1 pseudogene is annotated in these 347 nt (G+C 77.8%); it reads left to right on the top strand.

Annotated features, from left to right (window positions below):
- Window positions 1-347: pseudogene (locus ACH107_RS33640) on the top strand (hypothetical protein); the annotation flags it as partial.

Raw genomic sequence — 347 nt, 5'->3', positions numbered from 1 at the left:
GTCCACGCCGGCGGGGCGGGCCAGGCCCCCTGTGGCCATCGCCACGGCCCCACCACGCGTGAGGCCGCGGAAACCCGGTCGCTGCGCGAGGCGCTGGCGCTGGTGGGGGCGGTGGGGCTGCGCCCCTGCACGGGCGCGGTCTTCCTGCTGATCCTGACATGGCGCATGGGCGTGGACACGGCGGGCATCGTCGGCGCCGCCGCGATGGGCCTCGGAACCGCCAGCGTCACGATCTCGGTGGGCGTGGCCGCGGTCACCCTCCGCGAAGGCCTGCTGGCCCGGCTCCTCGCCGGAACCGAAACCCGCGCGGCCCGCGCCCTTCCGCTGCTCGAAGCCGCCGCCGGCGG

This window comes from Roseovarius halophilus (ex Wu et al. 2025) (genome assembly GCF_047086965.1).
Note: the sequence above shows the minus strand (reverse complement) of the source record. Positions and strands in the feature narration are given on the sequence as shown.